General features: G+C 41.7%; 16 protein-coding genes. 9 read left to right on the forward strand and 7 right to left on the reverse strand.

Going from position 1 to position 19,970, the window contains the following annotated elements:
- Nucleotides 1-7: 7 nt before the first annotated feature.
- Nucleotides 8-406, forward strand: coding sequence for an SRPBCC family protein (locus DBR43_RS19985; RefSeq protein ID WP_074605989.1), 399 nt, complete (start codon nucleotides 8-10; stop codon nucleotides 404-406).
- 216 nt (nucleotides 407-622) lie between these two features.
- Here DBR43_RS19985 and DBR43_RS19990 read toward each other — a convergent pair whose 3' ends face one another.
- The 4 genes from DBR43_RS19990 to DBR43_RS20005 all read right to left on the reverse strand — a co-directional run bounded on the left by DBR43_RS19990 (nucleotide 623) and on the right by DBR43_RS20005 (nucleotide 3,707).
- Entirely contained in the window at nucleotides 623-1,219 is a 597-nt protein-coding gene (locus tag DBR43_RS19990) for a DUF4082 domain-containing protein (protein WP_124584008.1), read from the reverse strand.
- A gap of 62 nt (nucleotides 1,220-1,281) precedes the next feature.
- A complete protein-coding gene (locus DBR43_RS19995; protein ID WP_199757093.1) occupies nucleotides 1,282-2,109 on the reverse strand; it encodes an endonuclease/exonuclease/phosphatase family protein in 828 nt (275 codons plus the stop codon).
- Between the two features lie 23 nt (nucleotides 2,110-2,132).
- Entirely contained in the window at nucleotides 2,133-3,353 is a 1,221-nt protein-coding gene (locus DBR43_RS20000) for an MFS transporter (protein WP_124584010.1), read from the reverse strand.
- Nucleotides 3,354-3,707 carry a DUF1801 domain-containing protein gene (locus DBR43_RS20005; RefSeq protein ID WP_124584012.1) on the reverse strand — a complete coding sequence of 118 codons (354 nt, stop codon included), beginning with the start codon at nucleotides 3,705-3,707 and terminating at the stop codon, nucleotides 3,354-3,356.
- 356 nt (nucleotides 3,708-4,063) lie between these two features.
- On the opposite strand from DBR43_RS20005, the gene clpB reads away from it, so the two are divergent.
- The 3 genes from clpB (at nucleotide 4,064) to DBR43_RS20020 (ending at nucleotide 8,240) form a co-directional block, all read left to right on the forward strand.
- Nucleotides 4,064-6,658 carry an ATP-dependent chaperone ClpB gene (clpB, locus tag DBR43_RS20010; RefSeq protein ID WP_124584014.1) on the forward strand — a complete coding sequence of 865 codons (2,595 nt, stop codon included), beginning with the start codon at nucleotides 4,064-4,066 and terminating at the stop codon, nucleotides 6,656-6,658.
- A 157-nt stretch (nucleotides 6,659-6,815) separates the two neighbouring features.
- Nucleotides 6,816-7,487, forward strand: a complete 672-nt coding sequence (locus DBR43_RS20015) for an outer membrane beta-barrel protein (RefSeq protein ID WP_124584017.1) — start codon at nucleotides 6,816-6,818, stop codon at nucleotides 7,485-7,487.
- Nucleotides 7,488-7,583: 96 nt separating this feature from the next.
- Entirely contained in the window at nucleotides 7,584-8,240 is a 657-nt protein-coding gene (locus DBR43_RS20020) for an outer membrane beta-barrel protein (protein WP_124584019.1), read from the forward strand.
- A 109-nt stretch (nucleotides 8,241-8,349) separates the two neighbouring features.
- Here the strand turns inward: DBR43_RS20020 and DBR43_RS20025 are convergent, their stop codons facing one another.
- Nucleotides 8,350-9,552, reverse strand: a complete 1,203-nt coding sequence (locus DBR43_RS20025) for an MFS transporter (RefSeq protein ID WP_124584021.1) — start codon at nucleotides 9,550-9,552, stop codon at nucleotides 8,350-8,352.
- A 139-nt stretch (nucleotides 9,553-9,691) separates the two neighbouring features.
- Here DBR43_RS20025 and DBR43_RS20030 point away from each other — a divergent pair, with 139 nt between their 5' ends.
- Together DBR43_RS20030 and DBR43_RS20035 are read left to right on the forward strand one after the other, a co-directional pair.
- Complete coding sequence (locus DBR43_RS20030) at nucleotides 9,692-11,986, forward strand: glycosyltransferase family 4 protein (protein WP_124584023.1); 2,295 nt, start codon at nucleotides 9,692-9,694, stop codon at nucleotides 11,984-11,986.
- A 2-nt stretch (nucleotides 11,987-11,988) separates the two neighbouring features.
- A complete protein-coding gene (locus DBR43_RS20035; RefSeq protein ID WP_124584025.1) occupies nucleotides 11,989-13,002 on the forward strand; it encodes a glycosyltransferase family 4 protein in 1,014 nt (337 codons plus the stop codon).
- Here the strand turns inward: DBR43_RS20035 and DBR43_RS20040 are convergent.
- Nucleotides 12,992-14,509, reverse strand: a complete 1,518-nt coding sequence (locus DBR43_RS20040; RefSeq protein ID WP_124584027.1) for a glycoside hydrolase family 130 protein — start codon at nucleotides 14,507-14,509, stop codon at nucleotides 12,992-12,994. The genes DBR43_RS20035 and DBR43_RS20040 overlap by 11 nt on opposite strands.
- 401 nt (nucleotides 14,510-14,910) lie before the next feature.
- On the opposite strand from DBR43_RS20040, the gene DBR43_RS20045 reads away from it, so the two are divergent.
- Both DBR43_RS20045 and DBR43_RS20050 read left to right on the forward strand, forming a co-directional pair.
- Nucleotides 14,911-15,546, forward strand: coding sequence for an outer membrane beta-barrel protein (locus DBR43_RS20045; protein WP_124584029.1), 636 nt, complete (start codon nucleotides 14,911-14,913; stop codon nucleotides 15,544-15,546).
- A 226-nt stretch (nucleotides 15,547-15,772) separates the two neighbouring features.
- Entirely contained in the window at nucleotides 15,773-16,876 is a 1,104-nt protein-coding gene (locus DBR43_RS20050; protein WP_124584031.1) for a C1 family peptidase, read from the forward strand.
- 265 nt (nucleotides 16,877-17,141) lie between these two features.
- Here the strand turns inward: DBR43_RS20050 and DBR43_RS20055 are convergent, their stop codons facing one another.
- On the reverse strand, nucleotides 17,142-19,646 hold the full coding sequence (locus tag DBR43_RS20055; RefSeq protein WP_124584033.1) for a S9 family peptidase: 2,505 nt from the start codon (nucleotides 19,644-19,646) through the stop codon (nucleotides 17,142-17,144).
- A gap of 2 nt (nucleotides 19,647-19,648) precedes the next feature.
- Here DBR43_RS20055 and DBR43_RS20060 point away from each other — a divergent pair, with 2 nt between their 5' ends.
- A complete protein-coding gene (locus DBR43_RS20060) occupies nucleotides 19,649-19,954 on the forward strand; it encodes a hypothetical protein (protein WP_124584035.1) in 306 nt (101 codons plus the stop codon).
- Nucleotides 19,955-19,970: the final 16 nt, after the last annotated feature.

Consider the following 19,970-nt stretch of genomic DNA (forward strand, 5'->3'; position numbering starts at 1 on the left):
TCATATAATGACAGTTATCGAGAGTACTACTGAGATCAACCAGCCTGTAGCCACAGTTTATGCATTTTTAGCTGATTTAAACAACCATCAGCAATTGATGCCTGAAAACATCTACAACTGGTCATCCACCAATGATGAAGCAAGCTTTACCATTCAGAATATGGCCAAGTTGGCGATTAAAATTTCTAACCGCGTAGAGAATGAAGAATTAACGGCTATTCCTACGGAGAAAGCCCCTTTTGATCTGGAGTTGAAATGGACAGTTGCAGACAATGGCAATGGTGGTACTACCGCTAAACATATTATTACTGCAGATTTGAATATGATGATGAAAATGCTGGCCGCAGGTCCACTGCAGAAATTAGCAAATCATCAGACAGAAAGACTTGCAGAAGTATTGAAGTAAAATCATTTTTTTTAAAATATAAGAAGCGGCTGCCTGTTGAGGGCAGCCGCTTCTTTTTTAGTCTGATTTTTATTCCCGTCAGGTGGTAGCCAACGGTTAGGAAGATCTTTAATGTGGTCAGGATTTGCATTGGGTAGTATCACATCTGCGGGGAAATCTCTATCAAGTTTGGTGATGCCCACACTGACAGAAAGGACATTAAAAAATCATTATTTCTTAATAATGATATTCGAAGTCGATCAAAGGCAATAAGCTGCGTGTACTGATGTCAGAGATCCCATCGCTCAGTACCGGATTATGTTCATTACTAAAGAAACCGTTAGAAAAAGTAACGACGTCCTGTTTTAAGGGATATACCGGTGCGCCTTCTTTATTGCTTAACCAGCCGACATAATCGGTCATGTTGTGGTATGGTCCCCCAGCTACGTAAGTCCGGCTGATGTAATAGGTTTGTTCCGGGTAAATCTCCACAGGATTTTTGAGCGTAAAGAACTGAATAGAAGAAGTATGCTCCGGCTTTACCAGGCAAGTCCCCAATGCCTTCGTCTTCCCCACCTGCCATAAAGAGATCCGGTAAGTAATTCCCGGCTTCCAGGCCTGATACCCTACTTTGGTAATTAAGATCGGTTGCTCTGCATTAAACTGACAGGCATGGGTCTTGAGGTCCATGGCTACGATACTGCGGTAACCTTTATCAGACAGGAGGACAGAAATCAGTGTTTTCAGCGCATAAAAGCACATTGGAGCTTCAGGAAACTGTTGGGCCAGGACAGAAAAAGGAATGCCGGCGAGAGAGGAGATCAACTTCTTCATGGTTGTGGTTCTTGGTTTATACTTTCATATCAACCAGGAACAGAAATTGTTACCCCTGTCTTCTAATTCAGGGAGAACTCCAGATAAACCGGCACATGATCAGAGATTTTCCTTGCTGCTTTCAACTCCGTAAAATCCCTGTAAAAATGAACAATCCCCGTATCGCTGACTTTCAGTTTATCTTCCGGGTAATAGAAATTATCATATTCTGAGGCCAGACAGTTGTCGTTAATACAGCGCTGTTTAAGAGAGGTTTTCTGTTTGACCAATGCTGAAGTATAGCCCATCTTTCTCAAAGGATTAAACACGGTATGTGATTGGGGAAGGTTAAAGTCCCCACAAAAGATCAGGAGGTCATTTGGGTAGAGGTCGGGAAGGAATTTGAAATATTTAATCTCCATCTCCGGTTGTTTGGATTTTGGGCGTGCATGGAAAGAACTCAGCGTAAAGGTTTTCTTTCCTGCCCTGAACCTGGCAAAATAAGGCTCTCTGTCGATCAGCAAATTATATTCCTTTTCCAGCCAGGCCTCTCCTACTTTTTGGAGCTTAGCACTCTTCCAGATAAAGGCATACCTTTCCTTACTGTACCGGTCGCTGGAAGTCCCGTGGCTAAAGGTACACTCCCATTGCGTTCCGCTTTGGTTTAACGCTTCTGCCAGTCTGATGACTGCCTTTGGGCCACCATAACCGGCCACTACCTCCTGAATCGCCAGGACATCAAAGCTTTTGACTACACTGGCAATATAACCAATCTCCTCATCACTTTTGGACTGACCAAAATCTTTCAGGTTCCAGGAACAGACCCGGATCTTTTGTGCAGAGGCTTGAAAAAAACATAGAACGAACAGGAAAAGCATAGCATGTCTAAGCATGCGCGAAAAGGACTGCATCAGGAGATTAAGATTTAAGGGGGTTATTTAATGGTATTTAGCTTCATTCTCTTCATCACAAAGAAAAATCCGATGGAGGTCAGCAACAGTACAATTGCCGTTCCCCACCACAATACAGGAAAGCCATATACTGCGGCTACGCGTGTTCCTACAAATGGAGAAAACACATGGGCTGCGGAAACAGAAAGTGCGTTGATGCCCATATAGGCACCTCTCGTTTTTATGGTAGAGCGTTGCAAAGTGATCGTTGCCATGAATGGCATCGCCAGAATTTCGGCCAGGCAAAGCACAAACATCGCCGTATATAAGACCCACATTCCATGCGCCAGATTAAGAATCAAAAAAGAAAAACCACAGAGCAAAGTTCCCAGAACAATGATATCCCTCGGCGACAACCGTTTTTCTGCGATGTGAACCAGCAGCATTTCCAACAGAAAGACCACCACCCCACTAAAGGCCAGGATTACACCAATGTTTGCTTCGGTCATCTGATAGACCTCTCTGTAATACAGGGGAAGTGTACTTAAAAGCTGGAAAAAGCAGATGGTAAAAATGGAGCAAAGGATACTGAACAGCATGAAAAGAATATCTTTATAAGGAGAACGTTCTTTCAGTTCCGTTTCTTCTACAGGTGTCTCTGCAGCTTTCTTTTCATTTCCTTTTCTATTTCTAAAATATATAAAAAACAGGATGGCCGAGAAGAATGCGGCAATGGCATTTCCGTAAAACAAAAAGGTATAAGAAATTGCAGCCAGGAAGCCTCCCAGTGCCGGTCCGATAGAAAAACCAAGGTTCATCGCCATCCGGTTCAGTGAGAAGGAACGGATGATGTTATCAGGTTTGGAATAGTAGGCTATAGATACCGAATTCGCCGGTCTGAATGTTTCAGAGATGAGGCTCAACATAAACACACCTATTGCCAGTTTCATTACTGTATTGAGTTCAGGAAGCAGGAAAAACATAGGAACGGTTAGGATCAGACTAAACAGTTGCACCTTAAAATGTCCGACTTTGTCCGTCAGCCATCCTCCGGCAAAAGAGCCTGCTACCGCACCGATACCGAAACAGCTCAGAACAGTTCCCGTATCTTCTAATGAAAAACTCAAATGATTGATCATATAGACGCCAAGGAACGGAATCACCATCGCTCCGCTTCTGTTGATCAGCATCACCAATGCCAGCATCCATGCTGGTGCGGATAATCCCCGGTAAGCATCTAAATATAAACGTAAAAACTCCTTCATCTAATCTCGGCTATCTAATTTTAATGCCTGTTGTAAAATGCTTTCGATCACACTTACATTCAGGTCTTCATTCGGGTCTATCAAAAGTATTTTCATTCTCGCCCGCTTTTCTGTCAGCAGTTCGGGATGGTCTAACTTATTTCCATTGGCCATTCCGATATAAGGCTGTCCGTATTTTTTATGGATCCAGAGGTAACAGTACATTTTACCTTTGAAATAGAAAAAAGGAAGGCCATACTTCCATTCGGCAGTTATCCTGGAGTCCTGTTTTAATATCAGGTCTCTCAAAGCCAGAAAACATCCTCTTAGCGGTTCCTCCTTATTTAAATAAAAGTTGTCCAGGGGAGTTAGCATATCGATCGATTGAAATATCTTTCTGAAGACGCGAATTTAAGAAGAATTAATTGCCTTTCCGGTTTTAACATCCAATCATTATCGGAAATACGGATAAAATTCTGAGAATGATCAGGAAAAAATCCGACTACTTTCTCTGGCAATTGTCAGCACTTCCTTAGTTCCGGTAAAACTGCTGAAGCTGATTTATCAGCAAAAAACATATAAACAACTGAACATAAAGCAGTTATAAGACATTTTTTCAGCATAAGTCGCTATTTATCAGTCAATTAGTCATCAAATATTAAAATCACCCGACATAATTTCCGATATTTCCTCAAAGAACAATATGGCATTTACTTTGTTAATCTGCTGGTATGAACTTCAACAACTTTACTATAAAAGCACAGGAGGCGATTCAACAGGCTTCTGAAATAGCTCAGGGCAATCAGCAACAAGCTATTGAAACAGCACACATCCTAAAGGGATTGCTTACTGTTGATGAAAATGTAGTTTCTTATGTTTTAAAGAAACTAAACGTAAACCTAAATGTGTTAAGTCAGCATTTAGACAGTCAGATTGCCAAATTTCCAAAAGTGACCGGCAGCAGTCCGTATTTAACTTCAGGGAGCAATAGTGCTTTACAAAAAGCACAGTCTTACCTTAAGGAATTTAAGGATGAGTTTGTTTCCGTAGAACACTTATTATTGGGTTTATTATCGGTAAATGACCAGACTTCAAAATTATTAAAAGATCAGGGGGTTACAGAAAAAGACCTGAAAAAAGCCATTGTTGCTTTAAGAGGCTCGAGTCATGTAACTGATCAGAATGCCGAAGCAACTTATAATGCTTTGAATAAATATGCCAGAAACCTGAATGAATATGCAGAATCAGGCAAACTGGATCCCGTAATTGGCCGTGATGAGGAGATCCGCAGGGTAATTCAAATCCTTTCGAGACGTACCAAGAACAATCCGATTCTGATTGGTGAACCCGGAGTGGGTAAAACAGCCATCGCTGAGGGGATTGCTTTCCGGATCATCAAAGGGGATGTTCCATCGAACCTGAAAACGAAGACCGTTTTCTCTTTAGATATGGGCGCTTTAATTGCAGGGGCTAAATATAAAGGGGAATTTGAAGAACGTTTGAAAGCAGTGGTAAAAGAGGTGACACAAAGCGATGGAGACATCATCCTTTTCATCGATGAGATCCATACCTTGGTAGGTGCAGGTGGTGGCGAGGGTGCTATGGATGCGGCAAATATCTTAAAACCAGCACTGGCACGTGGAGAATTGCGTGCGATCGGCGCAACCACCTTAGATGAGTACCAAAAATATTTAGAAAAGGATAAAGCTTTGGAGCGTCGTTTCCAGAAGGTAATGGTCAATGAGCCGGATACTCAGGATGCGATTTCTATTCTTCGCGGATTAAAGGAGCGTTATGAAACCCACCACAAGGTGCGGATTAAAGATGAGGCGATCATTGCTGCGGTAGAATTGTCGCAACGATATATAGCAGACCGCTTTTTACCGGATAAAGCCATCGATTTGATGGATGAGGCAGCTTCTAAGCTGAGACTGGAAATGGACAGTGTCCCTGAAAATGTCGATGAACTGGAGCGCAAAATTATGCAGCTGGAAATCGAGCGTGAGGCGATCAAAAGAGAAAATGACGATAAAAAAGTAAAATCTCTTGGGGAGGAAATTGCCAACCTGTCTGCCGAACGTGACGAATTGAAAGCGAAGTGGCAAAGTGAGAAAGACCTGGTAGATGGGATAAATGCAGAAATTGAGCAGATAGAAAACTATAAACTGGAAGCCGAACAGGCGGAACGTGCGGGTGATTATGGAAAGGTGGCAGAGCTCCGTTATGGAAAAGTGAAAGAGGCACAGGACAAGGTAGAAAAACTAAAAGCTGAACTCGCAGGTCATCAGACGGAAAGCAGGATGCTGAAAGAGGAAGTGACGGCGGATGATATTGCTGGTGTAGTAGCACGATGGACAGGGATTCCGGTAACAAAACTGGTTTCCAGTGAAAGGGAAAAACTACTTCACCTGGAGGATGAACTGCACAAACGTGTGGCAGGTCAGGATGAAGCGATCGAAGCAATTTCGGATGCAATCCGCAGGTCAAGGGCCGGATTACAGGATAAGCGCAAGCCTATTGGCTCGTTCATCTTCCTTGGAACAACCGGAGTTGGTAAAACAGAGCTTGCTAAAGCGCTTGCGGAGTTCTTATTCAACGACGAGAATGCCATGACACGGATAGATATGAGTGAATATCAGGAACGTCATGCAGTATCCAGGTTAATCGGAGCGCCTCCGGGATATGTGGGTTATGATGAAGGCGGACAATTAACGGAAGCGGTACGTAGAAAACCATATTCTGTAGTCTTGCTGGATGAGATTGAAAAAGCCCATCCTGACGTGTTCAACATCCTGCTGCAAGTATTGGATGATGGACGTTTAACGGACAACAAAGGACGTGTAGTTAACTTTAAAAACACGATTATCATTATGACCTCCAATATCGGTTCTCATTTGATTCAGGATAACTTCAAAAGCCTGGATGATGAAAACCGCGATGAAGTAATTGCTAAGACCAAAAGCGAGCTGTTTGAATTGTTAAAACAAACCATCAGGCCGGAGTTTTTAAACCGGATCGACGAGCTGATCATGTTCACTCCATTGAACCGCAGCGAAATCAGAAATATTGTTGACTTACAGTTCAAACATGTACAGGATACACTGGCAGAGATGGGTGTCGAGATTGAGGCCTCTGTAGAAGCGCTGGATTGGCTGGCAGAATTGGGTTATGATCCCCAGTTTGGAGCAAGGCCACTAAAACGTGTGATTCAGAAAAGGATTCTGAACGAACTATCTAAGGAAATATTGTCCGGAAAGATAGATAAAGACAGTAAAATCAAACTTGATACATTTGATCACAAATTTGTCTTTTTAAATAACAAATAAGTTTAAAAAACATAATTTATAGTCAGGATAGTTAAGGTTTCGCAAGACTCTTAATTGTCCTGACTTTTTTTATGATTTGTTTATATTATTTTCATTATAGCATATTTAATTCAACGTATTTTAACTAATATTGCTAGACACAAATGAAATCAATAGTATGAACAAAAAATTAATCATCGCGGCCGCGTTATGTGGTCTCGCGCTCGGTTCCCGCGCGCAAACAGAAAAGGGAAATTTCCTGTTGGGGGGAAATTTCAGCTTCAATAGCAACAAAACCGACGAGAAGTATCCCCGCACGAATAGCTTTACAATAGGCCCCCAAATTGGCTATTTTATCAGTGACAATTTTGCAATAGGCCTTAAAATCGCGTACGGTTATTCCAGACAAAAGCCTTTTGTCGAATATACTCAGAACGAAGGACAGCCTTTTCGATATGCCCGTAGCGGGTATCGGGAAGAAGGACTTTACATTAACCCTTTTGTTCGCTATTATGTAAACCTAAACACGAAACTTAAATTCTTCGGCGCATTTTCAGCAACTATAGGTGATCAAAGAGGCAAATCAATAGGAGAAAACCAAAATAACAGTTTCTACGGAACTCAAAATAAGTCTTACGGACTAATTCTAGCACCAGGCCTCGCTTTCTTCCCCACAAAAAAACTGGCTATTGAATTTTCCACGTTACTGCTCAACTATCAACGATACAAATGGTCCAGTTATTCAATAACCGGCAATAGACAAGTGATCACAGACGATTTTACCACAGACAATCTATACTTTGGTGTGAGCACAATTCAGCCCTCAATTGGCATAAACTATCATTTTTAACAGCTAACTCATCAATTCACTGGCCTGCTCCGGTCTTGCCCTGACAAGCTGCAAAAAGGCATATTATCCATATTAAACACCAATAAAACCATTTATATGAAAATCAAACTAATTATCACCATAGCCATTAGCGCATTTACCCTTACTTCAATTGCACAAACAGAAAAGGGTACATTTTTATTGGGAGGTAGTATTGGCTACTCCTCAAGCGAGAATAAAAGCTCATCCCGACCAACAACCTCTAAGTCAAACTTTATAACGATATCTCCTAAAATGGGTTATTTCATTGACAATAATTTTGCAATAGGCGCAAAATTAGATTACACAACAGGCAAAAATAGATATCGTACAAGTGATTATGAAAATAGCACAGACATCTTTACTTCGTTTGGAAAGAGCGATAGATATGGAATTAGTCCCTTCGCCCGTTATTATATAAGCCTAACTGAAACACTAAAATTTTATGGAGAGCTGGAAATGTTATTTGAGACAGGAAAGTCGAAGAAAACCGACGAGGATGGAAACACTTTGAGTCTGGCCTATAAATTCAATACTTATCGTCCGGCGCTAAGTCCAGGCCTGGTGCTCTTTCCTTCAAAAAAATGGGCAATTGAATTTTCCTTTCCCCTGATCAGCTTTGAAAAAAGAACTTATTGGATGGTGGCAGAAGGAAATTCTAAAAGCAATACAAATTCCTTTGACTTCGGGTTGAATACATTTAATCCAAAACTTGGCTTTAATTATCATTTTTAGTGATATGCATAAAAAAAAGGCCGGTGTTTTTAAAAACACCGGCCTTTTTGCGACAAAATTTCCTGTCTGTCTTATAGGGTTCAAATCGGAAACACGATGATCTGCTGATTTATTTCTTCGCTTCAATATTAGGAAGGAAGCCCGTCAGCAATCCGATCAGTGGAAGGAAAGAACAAACATGGAATACGTATTCAATGCTCGTTCCATCTGCCAGTTTTCCCAGCAATGCAGAGCCGATCCCTCCCATTCCAAAAGCAAAACCAAAGAACAGGCCGGCTACCAGTCCGACTTTACCCGGTATCAGTTCCTGCGCGTATACCAGGATCGCAGAGAAGGCTGAAGCCAGGATCATCCCTATCGGTACAATCAGCACGCCCGTCCAGAATAAATTCGCATAAGGCAGCATTAATGCAAAAGGAGCTGTTCCCAGGATGGAAAACCAGATGACATATTTACGGCCAAAGCGATCCCCAACCGGGCCGCCAACCAAGGTTCCCGCAGCCACAGAGAACAGGAATACAAACAGGTAAATCTGTGAGCTCTGAACCGACACATGAAATTTATCTATCACGTAAAAGGTAAAATAACTCGTCAGACTGGCCATATAGAAATACTTCGAAAAGATCAGCACCAATAAGATCCCTACCGCAAAAATCACTTTCTTTCTGGAGAACGTACTGACTACCGTTTCTACTTTGGCCCCTTGCTTCGCTTTTTTCAGCATATAACCCTTGTACCAGTTTCCTACCCTGCTTAAAATCAGAATGGCCAGTAAGGCGATCAATGAGAACCAGATCACGCTAAATTGTCCATAAGGAACAATGATCCAGGCGGCCAACAGTGGTCCCAGGGAACTACCGGCATTTCCGCCCAACTGGAAGATCGACTGCGCCAATCCTCTTCGTCCACCTGAAGCAGCATGTGCCATTCGGGAGGCTTCGGGATGAAAAATCGAGGAGCCCGTTCCGATTAAAGCGACGGAAGCAAGCATCATATAAAAACCACTGGAAACAGAGAGAATTACCAGACCAAGCAAGGTAAATCCCATACCTATTGCCAGGGAATAAGGTTGTGGTTTTTTATCAGTATACATCCCGACAAAAGGCTGAAACAGAGAAGCTGCCATCTGGAAGGTCAGCGTAATCAGTCCGATTTGAGAAAAACTGAGGTGATAACTTTCTTTAATCACCGGATAAATGGCAGGAATCAGAGATTGAATGGTATCGTTTAATAAGTGCGAAAAACTAATGGCAAAGAGGATCGGGAAGACAGTATTTTCAACCATTTTCCCCGTGGAAGGAGCAGTATTCATGTCAAAATTAATGTTAACCACAAAGATATAAAATGTTTTGTTTAAGATTTCAGCTATTTTATTAGATAAAACGACAGGAATAACAAACCTTTTTTATTTAGAATTGTTATTAAGGCTCAGTCATCAAATCAATAAATACATGAAAATCGCTTATATTTCTTCTTATCCACCACGTGAATGTGGGATCGCTACGTTTAATCATAACCTCCTTCGTGCAATAGGCCATGATAAAGCTGCCGTATCCGACGATAGCTTTGTAGTGGCGATGAATGATTCCGAGGGTTTAGATGAATATGAATATCCTAAAGAAGTTAAATACATCATCCGCCAGGAAAACCAAAAAGACTACATCCGTGCAGCCGATTATATCAATACCAGTCTTGCGGATGCCTGTATACTCGAACATGAGTTTGGGATTTACGGAGGTGAAAGTGGCGTTTATATTCTCCCATTGATTGCGCGGTTAAAAAAACCGCTGATCACCATTTTTCATACGATCTTAAAAGATCCCAATTATATGCAACTGACCATCATCAGGGAAATTGCAAAACACTCCTCCAGAATTGTGGTGATGAGCCACAGGGCTATTGGATTTTTAACCAGTATCTACGGAATTCCTTTTTCAAAAATACAACTGATAGAACATGGCGTTCCGGACCTGGAAGCCAAAACAGAAAACCCGGTAAAACAATCACTGGCCTTCAAAAACAGGAAAGTGTTGTTTACCTTTGGCCTGATCAGCAGAAACAAAGGCCTGGAAACAGTGATAGAAGCCTTACCCGCCATTGTTGCCCAACATCCGGATGTGATGTATGTGATTCTGGGAACCACTCATCCTGGTGTAGTTAAAAACTCTGGTGAAGAATACCGCGACAGCTTAAAACGGCTAGCAAAAAAGCTGAATGTCGAAGCCAATCTTACTTTTATCAATAAATTTGTCTCTGAGGAAGAACTGTTCGACTACCTTACTGCCACCGATATGTACATCACGCCCTACCTTAATGAGGCGCAGATCACGAGCGGAACTTTATCTTATGCTGTGGGTTCAGGCGCGGCAGTCATTTCTACCCCCTACTGGCATGCACAGGAACTACTGGCCGAAGACAGAGGAAGGTTGTTTGATTTCAGGGATTCGGAAGGACTTGCCCTGATCGTAAATGAATTGTTTGCAGATAAAGAAAAACTGCAATTGCTAAAATCCAATGCTTACGAATACGGATTGCATTTACGCTGGCCAAGTACAGGACAGGTTTTTATCGATGTACTGGACGAAGCTGTTTCCAAATACCTGTCGGAAATGGAAAAAGACGGAAAACAAATCATTGAACCGGATATGATGCCTGCGTTTAGTCTGGCCCATGTCCGACGTCTGACAGACGATACAGGAATTGTACAGCATGCTAAATATGGCATTCCCAATCTGAAAGAAGGCTATTGTGTGGACGACAATTCCCGGGCCCTGATTCTCGCCATTCTTGCCTATCAGCAAAATAAGAGTAAAGTTGCCCTGGATCTCCTTCCAATTTACCTCAGTTTCATTCAATACATGCAGTCTGAGGACGGAAATTTCAGAAACTTCCTGAGCTTTAAAAGAGAATACCTGGATGAGGTCGGCTCTGAAGATTCTTTCGGGCGTACGATCTGGGCACTAGGCTACCTCATCAGCAATGCGCCCAACAATTCTTACCGGGAATTTGCCAAAGATCTTTTCTTAAAATCTGCCAGTCATTTTAAAAACTTAACGCACCTGAGAGGGATTGCCAACACCATTATCGGATTGGCAAAATACATGGAAGCACATCCTTATGATGAGCATATCCGGGAACAAATGGACTTGCTGGTGGTTCCTTTGAAAGCATCGTATAAAACACATAAGACCGGTGACTGGCATTGGTTTGAAGAAAAAATGACCTACGACAATGGCATTCTTCCACTTGCCTTATTTTCCTACTATGAGGTAAGCAAGGATCAGGAAGCTCTGGATATCGGTTTGGAAAGCATGGCCTTTCTATCCAAAAAAACACTGGCCGACGGCTATTTAAATCCGGTGGGCAATGATGGCTGGCTCTTTAAGGAAGGTCCGGAAATGGCATTATATGACCAGCAGGCGATAGAAACCATGGCCATGGTATTGATGTACTTCAAGGCTTATGAGATTACCCAAAACCTCCTTTACATCAAAGAAATGTATTTGTGTTACCAATGGTTTCTGGGAGAAAACAGCTTGCACCTTCCGCTATATGACCACGAAACCAAAGGTTGTGGCGATGGTTTGCAGCCCCATGGCGTAAACCGTAACCAGGGTGCAGAAAGTACCCTTGCTTACTGGATTTCGCACCTGATGGTGCTTCAGGCTTTAGAATCTGAGTATGAATACATTCAAAGCGGAGACTTGCTTTCTCTTCAAAAGGAAATCAACAATCCATTGATTTAAATATGAAGATTGCTGTATTGGCGCCCGTAGCCTGGAGAACTCCCCCAAGGCAGTACGGGCCATGGGAACAAATGGCTTCCAACCTAACGGAAGGATTGGTAAAAGCGGGAATTGAAGTGAGCCTTTTTGCCACAGGTGATTCCATTACGTTGGGAAAGCTGGATGCGGTAATTGCGCAGGGTTACGAAGAAAACCGGGATCAGGACGCGAAAGTCATAGAATGCTTACACATCAGCAACCTGATGGAGAAAGCCGGTGATTTCGACCTGATCCACAACCATTATGATTTTCTTCCCCTGAGTTATTCCCGTTTAATTGAAACGCCCATGATCACGACCATTCATGGATTTTCTTCGGAAAAGATCATCCCTGTTTATCAAAAATACAATGACCATGGATATTATGTTTCGATCAGTGATTCCGACCGGCATCCTTCGCTTAAATACTTAAAAACAGTCTATAATGGAATTGATACCACTGCTTTTGTGTTCAATGATCATCCTCAAGACTATCTTTTGTTCTTCGGGCGGATTCATCCTGATAAAGGGACCGCCGAAGCGATTCAAATTGCCATTCAAAGCGGGCGCAAACTCTTCATCGCAGGTATCATCCAGGACCAGGACTATTTCAATACCCGCATAGCACCATTTTTAAACGCCGACATTGAATTTTTAGGTGCCGCCGGACCAGAACAACGGAACGATCTTTTAAGAGGCGCCAGCGCGCTATTACACCCCATCAGCTTTGAAGAGCCTTTCGGTTTGAGTGTTGCTGAGGCCATGCTTTGCGGAACTCCGGTCATCGCGTATCACAGGGGTTCCATGCCAGAGTTGATCAAACATGGGAAAACTGGATTTCTGGTTAAAGAGATGGAAAGCGCGGTAGCTGCGGTTGCGCAATTGAATACGATCGACAGGAAGGCATGCCGGGAATGGGCAGTCAGCCGTTTTTCTCAGGAAAGGATGGTAAAGGACTATATCAGCCTCTACCATCAAATATTATCTGTTACTTCTTAGTTTCTTCTTTCATTGCCTCTGCTTTTTCCCTTGCTGCAATGGCACAGGCAGAGCTTTTCAGCTTATCGAGCACCAGTTCAATCTTAACCGAAGCAAAAGAGGAACAATAATCCGACAGGCCATAAGGAATGATCAGCTCATCGTTATGAATGATAGAACCGCAGGAATACAATACGTTGGGTACATACCCTTCCCGTTCGTCGTTATTAGGAACAACCAGCGGTTCATCTAACCTGCCAATCTCAATTGAAGGATCGTCCAGATCAAATAAACTCGCACCCAAACAATAGCGGCGCATCGGTCCTACCCCATGGGTAATTACCAGCCATCCGTCTTTTGTTTCAATCGGGGAACCACAATTGCCAATCTGGATAAATTCCCAGGGGAACATTGGTGACTGCAGCTTTACAGGATTATCCCAAACGGTTAATTTATCCGAATACATCAGGTAATTGTTCCAGCCATCAATTCTGGACATCATGGCATACTTCCCGTTGATTTTGCGGGGGAAAAGGGCAAGGTTTTTATTTTGGGCACCAATCCCATGCAGGGGGCTGATTTTAAAATCATAAAAATCTGTGGTCTGAAGGAGCTTCGGCATGATCATCGCCCCATCAAAAGCAGTATAGGTGGCGTAATAAATCACAGAACCATCGCTTTTCACAAAACGGACAAAGCGTGCGTCTTCAATTCCTTTGCGTTCAAATTCTGAGATGGGAAAGATTACGCGGTCGGAAATGTCTGTATCCCTGGAGAAACTGATCTCATGGTAGGTGTCAGACAGCCATAGGATTTTATCATATTCCAACTTCCTTAGGTCATTTTCCTGCAGGTTCTTAGTATCCAGAATGATCCTTCTTAAAGTTGCATAATCAAACTTTTCCTCCAGTTTTTTGCCAAGCTCATCGAGGATCTCAATATCAATCTTGGAATCTGCAGCTTTTTTGAGGAAGAGTTTCTTGTTATAAACCGCATTTTTAATCACCTCAGCTTCATCAATATAATTTCCGGCAGGAATTACCGTAATGTTATTGTCTCTGTCTATGAGGGCTCTGCGAAAGACAACAGAGGAAATATGCCCTTCACCTACGGCCCTGAAGCTGATGATGACTCTTTTCTCTCCTTCTACCAGTTCAGACTGGTCGGGATCTTCTACAATAGATGGGTTAAAAAAGGCGGCTGACTCGATGGAGTATTCATGTGTAAAATACGAACCAATGAGCAGGCGCTGGTATTTGTCCAGAGATTCGGGATCAAAACCGGCATCGTTAATCGCATTGACGACCTTCTTACAATGTCTTGTTAAGATTTTGGTAATGTTTCTATGCCGTTTAGAATACTCCTGCAATAAAGGAGAAATGATTCCAAAGACTTCCTGGTCGGAAAGCGCCATGACATGTTTAACAACTTCTATTGCTCTTTCGTCTCCATTAAAAAAGAAACGCGCGATCACTCGTTTTGGATCAGGATATACTTTAACCGGTTTTCGTTCTACTAATAATCTCATGTGTTATTAACGTTTCAGAAGGGTAAAAAGGTTTTATGAATTTAGAATTATTTTCAAATAAAACAACCTAGAATTCTAATGTTTGCTTTTTAGCACATCCTTTTTGTCAGGATCTGTGCCAAAAAGCGTACAAAACAAGCTGACAATATTACAAAATAAGTCAGACTGACTATATCATTTCAAGACGGTAAAATGACAAACCTCAGGCGATTGTCACGGCAAAATAATAAAGATATTTCACCATAAATCTTATTCACTTATCAATTAACAAGTTACATAAAACGTCCATTTATAACTCCTGAGCAGACATTTCATTTGGCACAGCAGTTGACTATATGACATCAATGGTCAGAATATATAAAACAATAAATGACCTGATTAATCAATTAAAAAATAAGAAGATGAAAAAATTATTATTATCATTAGTTGCAGTTTCTGCATTCGCTTTTAGTACTCAGGCACAAACTGAAAAAGGAAAAATTATGGTTGGTGGTAATGTTGCATTCGATACTCAAAAAAGCGATGCTTCAGGCGCTAAATCAAACACAAATTTCCAGATCGTTCCCAGTGTTGGTTATTTTGTAGCAGATAATTTCGCAGTAGGTACCGGAATAGGTTATGGTTACAGCAAAACCAGTGGTACTGTTTCAGGAACAGTGACCAAAATGGGCAACCAAAACACAGCATTTGTAGTTAGTCCTTTTGGCCGTTATTATGCAAACCTTTCTGAGTCATTCAAATTCTTCGGACAATTATCGGTTCCAATGGCATTTGGTAAAGACAAAGAAGTAAACGCAGACGGTAAAGTTGGTGCTAAAACTGCTTCTACTACAGAAATAGGTGTTGCTTTATCTCCAGGTTTTGCATTCTACCCTACTAAGAAAATCGGTATCGAGTTTGCTTTAAACGGATTAAACTACAACAACCTTCGTAAAGAAGACGGAAATGGCAACAAATTAAAAGGTGCTGGTTATGATGAGTTCAGCTTTGGTGCGAACTTCTTCTCTCCAAAAATCGGTATACAGTTACATTTTTAAGCATTTCTACTTAAATAGATTTGGTTAGATGAACAAGCCCGGGCAATTTGTCCGGGCTTGTTATTTTTAGGGATTTTTTTCTAATTTTAGCAATGAAAGCAGTTTACAGCTATGGCTAACTTATATATTCTCATGAAACCGTCGCCGATGATCACTTCATCACCTTACAAACCGATTTTGGGAGCTCTTGAGAACCATTAAAAATCAAAAAAAACAATATAGACTGATGAAAAAAATACTTTTAATTGCCTGCGGCATCGGATTTACACTTTCCGTAAATGCACAGGAAAACCCTTTGAAAACGATCAAGGATAATGCTGCGACTGCAGTTAAGAACCAGGGACAGTCGGGCACCTGCTGGAACTATTCCACAACTTCCTTAATAGAATCGGAAGAACTGCGTAAAGGACTGGGAGAATTTAACCTTTCCGAAATGTATACTGCCCGTAACATTTACCTGGAAAAAGCTAAAAATTATATTCTTCGTCAGGGGAAAGCTCAATTTGGCGAAGGCGGACTGGGACATGACCTCATCCGTGCGGTTTCTTTATATGGTGCCATGCCTCAGGAGGCTTTCCAGGGAGTAAGCGGAGAAATCCCCAACCATAGCGGACTGGAAGAAGCCTTGAAAACTTACCTTGACCAGGTCTTAAAAAAACGTCCTCTTGATGCCAACTGGCTAAAAGGTTATGAGGAAATCCTGGATCAGAAAATCGGAACTCCTCCGGCAACTTTCGATTATAAAGGGAAAAATTATACGGCAAAAACTTTTGCAAAAGAGGTATTAAAGTTTGATGCCAATGATTATGTAAACATTTCTTCTTTTACGCATCATCCTTATTATGCTCCGTTCATCCTGGAAGCGCCGGATAACTTCGCCAACGGATCATTTTATAACCTTCCATTGAACGAAATGGTAAACCTGACAAAAACAGCGCTTAAAGACGGATATACCGTTATGTGGGATGCCGATGTGAGCAGCAAAAACTTCCAGCAAAAGAAAGGATATGCGATGATGTTTGCTGATGAGGCAGATGTAAAAGCAGCTACTTTAAATCCGAATGCAAAGGAGACGGCCTATTCTCCGGAATTACGTCAGCAGTTATACGAAGATCTGACCACTCAGGATGATCACTTAATGCACCTGACCGGCCTGGACCAAAGCAGCGATGGCAAGTACTTTTTTAAAGTGAAGAATTCATGGGGCGATGTAGGTCCGTTTAAAGGATATATCGAAGTTTCAGAACCTTACTTTGCCATCAATACCGTTAGTTTAGTGGTACCTAAGGCAGCTTTGTCTAAAGAATTGAAAAAGAAATTAGGGCTATAATTTTACCCTGATATAAAAAAACGATGTCCTTAAAGCACATCGTTTTTTTTGTATTACTCCTCATGGATTGGTCCATATCAAAATCGAGATTCAGTAATGGTTACCATATTTCAGCAGGAATGCCCTGAATGATGCCTGGAATTGCCCCGACAGTAGCTCAGGAGTATCATTTGAAATAAAATAGCCTGTGTGCTTTAAGGACATGCAAATCTTTCTTTCAAAAGATTTGAGGACGCAAAGCGCACAGGCTATTTTAATACCAGAATTATTTTTTCTGTTCTATTTCTCTTTCCATCTCCACAACATCTACCTGATCAGTTTGGGAAAAATCCCCGATCAGGTATTTATTGAAATGATCTGCCAGTTTCCAGAACGTATATTCAGTTAAGTCACCGAAACCATGGCGTTGACCAGGAACGATCACGAACTCAAATCTTTTACCTGCTTTCATTAAGGCGTTTGCTACCCTGATGGTGTTTGCAGGATGTACGTTATTGTCAATATCACCAGTCATCAGCATCAGGTGTCCTTTTAGGTTTTTGGCCAGATCAGGATTCTTATCTATGCTATATTTAAAGGTAGTATCGCCTTTTGCGGAAATGATTTCTTTCACGCCATGGTGTTTCTCACTCCACCAACGGTTGTAGATACTGTTATCGTGGTTTCCTGCATTGGAAACTGCCGCTTTAAAGAAATCAGGATAAACCAGCATCGCTGCAGTCGACATAAAGCCACCACCGGAATGTCCTGTGATCCCAACCCTGCTCGCATCGATAAATGGATTTCTATCGGCCAATTGCTCAACCGCAGCTTTTTTATCTGCCAACCCATAATCACGCAGGTTACCATAACCAAAGGTATGATACCATTTTGATCTGGCAGGATTGCCACCACGGTTACCTACCGTAATCACAATATAACCGAATTGTGCCAGGCGTTCCGTTCTGTCCATACTTTTACTGAAAGCTTTATTTACCGCTTCCGTTTGAGGTCCTGGATAGACGTACTCGATGATTGGATATTTCTTGCTGGGATCAAAATCAAATGGTTTGTACATTACACCATAAATATCCGTGATGCCATCATCAGCTTTCACTTTGAAAGGCTCAGGAAATTTATAACCTGTGGCCATTAACAGGGATAGATCTGTAGTTTCCAGGTTCATCACCACTCTTCCGTTATTGTCCATCACCACCGCTTTAGGTGCTGTATTTACTCTGGAAAAGTTATCGACAAAGAATTTCGCTTCATCATTCATGCTGATGGCATGATCATAGTCGCCGGCGTTTAACAATTTGATTCCGGAGCCATCAAAATTGATGCGGTATAAATGCACATAGTAAGGGTCTTCTTTACTTTCTCTGCCATTGGCAGTAAAATAAAGCACCCTGTTTTTCTCATCTATATTAACGATGTCTTCACAATGGAAAGCACCTTTGGTAATTTGATTTTTTAATTTCCCCGCAGCATCGAACAGGTAAAAATGTCCCCATCCGTCGCGTTCCGACCAGTGGATGATTTCTTTACCATCGTTTACCAATCCCGGGCGATTCACTTCCACATAAGTATTGAAGCGTTCATCGATCAGTGGAGCAACTGTTCCCGTATGAATATCTACGGTGCAAACATCTACTCTTTTCAGGTCTCTGCTGGTCCTTGAAAAATAGATTTTACTGTTATTTCCCAACCAGATGGACGGTCTGAATTCGTTATCTCTGTCTTTATTTAGCGCAGGCGCTCCCCAGGCGGAAACACTCTGGTCTTTAAAGGCTGCGGTATTTAGCTTTTTATAGGTTTTTGCGCTAAAGTCGAACAGCAACATTTCGTCGATTGGTGCTTCCGGCTCACCAGGCATCTGGTATTTATACGTTTCCAGTGTCGGTCTTCCTGCGCTGATGTTATTGATCACCCAAAGGTCTTTCACCTTACGGCTATCTGATCTGTTTAATACAAAATATTTAGAATTTGGCGACCATAATACCCAGGCCCTTCTTCTCTTTTTATTGTTCTTTTCGTTCTCTTCATTATTTTCACCATCGCCATTGCTTCCATAAGAATAGAATTTCAGTCCGTCTTTAGTCAACTGGTTTTCTACGATGGTACTATCTTCTTCGTTCTTAACGGCTTTTTTATAATTCTCTTTGTCCATCCAATACAGGTTATAGTTCCTGGTAAAGATGATGGCTGAAGAATCCGGAGCTACCGAGCCCCAGGTCGGTTTTGCTTTAGGTTTTTCGTAGTTAGATACTTCAGTTAGCTTTGCACTGGCCAGCACATAATTGAAGAAATAGATCTTTTTCTGCATAGAATCCGCAGCTTTTTTGTCTTTTCTATCCTTTTTGAGCTCGTCAATGGAACTTTTCACTTCAAAGGTAACGGCTTTTTCATCGCTGGAAAACTTCAGGTTTTCCAAAGGCAGGTGTTGTGCATCAAAAGGATCACGAATGATCGTGGTGATCTCTGCCGCCAGTTTTGCATTGTCAAAAATTTTCTTCTTTGTCTTCGCCGATGGATCTACCAGGTACCATTCTTTTCCGGATGGTGTTTCATATTCATACCAAAAACGATTGCTCAGTTTCAGCCAATGTGGATCTACCGCGGTGGAGTAGACCATTTTCTTAAGCTTTGCAGGTGAAAATCTCGATGCCAGCTGGTAATTGGCTTTCGGTGCGGCTACTGTTGACTCTGTAATGGTGAAAGTTTTGGTTTGTGCCATCGCACCGTACCCCATACAAAGCGACAATAAAAGTGGTGTGTAAAGTTTCTTCATTTGTGCCTTTTAATAAACCGTCTAAATTATTGATTACCGACGGAATAGCAGCTTCCTTCTTTGTAATAAATGCGATAGTTTTCTTCGTTATGTTCAGGTCCTTTAACAATGTATTGAAGATGAGTTCGGGCACAATTGGTCTTTCCCTAATTTTCAATGGATGGTTTACGAGCCCGGAATTGGCCAGGAAGACCTTTTCATGGCTTTTTATCAGCGAACTGAACAACCTGCAAATGCGCAAATATCCCGAAAGCAATGGCAAATCATGCATTGCAAATTTTATGAGTAAATCAGGATTGATTTTTTAGTTTTGTATCAAATACT

Source organism: Pedobacter sp. KBW06 (genome assembly GCF_003852525.1).
Lineage (GTDB): Bacteria > Bacteroidota > Bacteroidia > Sphingobacteriales > Sphingobacteriaceae > Pedobacter.